4 protein-coding genes are annotated in these 2,534 nt (G+C 61.4%); 3 read left to right on the top strand and 1 reads right to left on the bottom strand.

Going from position 1 to position 2,534, the window contains the following annotated elements; translation table 11 throughout:
* The 3 genes from EN984_RS30865 to EN984_RS30855 form a co-directional block, all read left to right on the top strand.
* Nucleotides 1-514, top strand: a 514-nt coding sequence (locus EN984_RS30865; RefSeq protein WP_127384197.1) for an SGNH/GDSL hydrolase family protein, incomplete at its 5' end; no start/stop codon positions are given.
* A gap of 12 nt (nt 515-526) precedes the next feature.
* Entirely contained in the window at nt 527-1,972 is a 1,446-nt protein-coding gene (lpdA, locus tag EN984_RS30860; protein WP_127270641.1) for a dihydrolipoyl dehydrogenase, read from the top strand.
* A gap of 89 nt (nt 1,973-2,061) precedes the next feature.
* On the top strand, nt 2,062-2,319 hold the full coding sequence (locus EN984_RS30855; RefSeq protein ID WP_023812036.1) for a GlsB/YeaQ/YmgE family stress response membrane protein: 258 nt from the start codon (nt 2,062-2,064) through the stop codon (nt 2,317-2,319).
* 2 nt (nt 2,320-2,321) lie between these two features.
* Here the strand turns inward: EN984_RS30855 and EN984_RS38355 are convergent.
* On the bottom strand, nt 2,322-2,534 hold a 213-nt coding region (locus EN984_RS38355; RefSeq protein ID WP_206517527.1), incomplete at its 5' end, for a hypothetical protein.

Here is a 2,534-nt window from a genome sequence, read left to right as displayed (position 1 = left end):
AGTGATTGCCGATGGCCTCAACGGCCGCACCACGGCCTTCGACGACCATCTGGCCGGCGCGGATCGCAACGGCGCCAGGCTGCTGCCAACGGTGCTGACGACCCATGCGCCGATCGACCTGATTGTCATCATGCTCGGCGCCAACGACATGAAGCCATGGATCCACGGGAATCCCGTCGCGGCCAAGCAGGGCATCCAGCGGCTGATCGATATCGTGCGCGGTCACGACTATCCCTTCGACTGGCCCGCGCCGCAGATCCTGATCGTTTCGCCGCCTGTCGTCAGCCGTACTGAAAATGCCGACTTCAAGGAAATGTTCGCCGGTGGCGATGACGCCTCGAAGTTTTTGGCACCGCAATATGCAGCGCTCGCCGACGAGGCCGGCTGCGGCTTCTTCGACGCCGGCAGCGTGGCGCAAACCACACCGCTTGATGGCGTCCACCTCGACGCCGAAAACACGCGAAACATCGGCAAGGCGCTGGCACCCGTCGTGCGCGTCATGCTGGAATTGTGAAGGAGAAAACCCGTGGCTGAGAACTACGACGTCATCATCATCGGCTCCGGCCCTGGCGGCTATGTCACCGCGGTGCGTTCCGCGCAACTCGGCTTCAAGACGGCGATCGTCGAGCGCGAGCATCTCGGCGGCATTTGCCTCAACTGGGGCTGCATCCCGACCAAGGCGCTGCTGCGCTCGGCCGAGATCATGCACTATTCGGATCACCTGAAGGATTACGGGCTGAAGCTCGACGGCAAAGTCAGCGCCGACACAGCGGCCGTGGTCGACCGCTCGCGAAAGGTCTCGCTGCGGCTCAATGGCGGCGTTGCCTTCCTGATGAAGAAGAACAAGGTCGATGTCATCTGGGGCGAGGCCAAGCTTTCGAAGCCGGGTGAGATCGCCGTGTCCAATACGGCCAAGAAGCCGATGGAGCCGCAGCCGCCGGTGCCGAAAGGCGTCAAGGGCGAGGGCACCTACACCGCCAAGCACATCATCCTGGCGACCGGCGCGCGGCCACGCGCGCTGCCCGGCATCGAGCCTGACGGCAGACTGATCTGGACCTATTTCGAGGCCATGGTGCCGAAGGAGATGCCGAAGTCGCTGCTGGTCATGGGATCGGGCGCCATCGGCATCGAATTCGCCTCCTTCTACCGCACCATGGGCGCCGAAGTAACGGTGGTCGAACTGCTGCCGGCAGTGATGCCCGTCGAGGATGCCGAAGTCTCGAAATTCGCGCAAAAGCAGTTCGAGAAGCAAGGCATGAAGATCATCCTCGAAGCCAAGGTGACCAAGGTCGAGAAGGGTGCGAACTCGGTCACCGCGCATGTCGAGATGAAGGACGGCAAGGTCGAGAAGATCACCGCCGATCGCATGATCTCGGCCGTCGGCGTCCAGGGCAACATCGAGGGCCTCGGGCTTGAGGCGCTAGGCGTGAAGACCGAGCGCGGCTGCATCGTCATCGACGGCTACGGCAAGACCAATGTGCCGGGCATCTACGCCATCGGCGATGTCGCCGGCCCGCCGATGCTCGCCCACAAGGCAGAACATGAGGGGGTCGTGTGCATCGAGAAGATCGCTGATTTTCCTGGCGTGCATGCCACCGACAAGCTGAAGATTCCGGGCTGCACCTACTGCAATCCGCAGGTCGCCTCGGTTGGCCTGACGGAAGCCAAGGCCAAGGCCGAGGGCAAGGACATCCGGGTCGGGCGCTTCCAGTTCGCCGCCAATGGCAAGGCCATTGCGCTCGGCGAGGATCAGGGTTTCATCAAGACCATCTTCGACAAGAAGACCGGTCAATTGCTCGGCGCCCACATGGTGGGTGCCGAAGTGACCGAACTGATCCAGGGCTTTGTCGTGGCAATGAACCTGGAGACGACCGAGGAAGAGCTGATGCACACCATCTTCCCGCACCCGACGCTGTCGGAGATGATGAAGGAAAGCGTGCTCGACGCCTATGGCCGCGCGCTCAACGCCTGATAGATTGAAAGCGCTGCTACAGATGGAACCCGGCGGCAAGGTACTTCGTTTGCGGATGCGTTTTCACGCATCACACAAGGAGAAGGCATATGCACCTGAATGGCGTCGGCTGGATAGCAGCCATCATCATCGGCGGCCTGGCAGGCTGGTTCGCCGAAATGTTCATGAAGAGCAACACCGGCATCTTCATGAACATCGTTATGGGCATCGTCGGCGCGGTCGTGCTGAACGCCATTCTGCAGGCTCTCAATTTTGGCCCGTTCGGCGTCGGCTGGATTGCCTATCTGATCACCGGCTTTATCGGTGCCTGCCTGCTGATCTGGGCGGGGCGTCTGGTGCGCCGATAGCATCACTGAAAAGCTGCCATGCGAAAAAGGCTGTTGCGGCATGCGCCGCGGCGGCCTTTTTCTTTGCGTTGAAAAGTCCTAGATGACGTTATGACAGCGAACGCCTGACTGGCGTCGCGAATGAACCAGGTTTCCCGATGGTCACTGTCCTCGATACGATCGCCAACGCCCCGCGCTTGCGGCATCCGGAAAAGGCGCACAAGCCTGATCAGGAT

The organism is Mesorhizobium sp. M7A.F.Ca.CA.004.12.1.1 (assembly GCF_003997835.1).
GTDB lineage: Bacteria > Pseudomonadota > Alphaproteobacteria > Rhizobiales > Rhizobiaceae > Mesorhizobium.
The sequence above is the reverse complement of the archived record's forward strand: the minus strand, read 5'-3'. Positions and strand labels throughout refer to the sequence as shown.

What these genes read in the sequence shown, in the direction of transcription:
- EN984_RS30855 (WP_023812036.1), top strand. Translation starts at nt 2,062, where the DNA reads ATGCACCTGAATGGCGTCGGCTGGATAGCAGCCATCATCATCGGCGGC.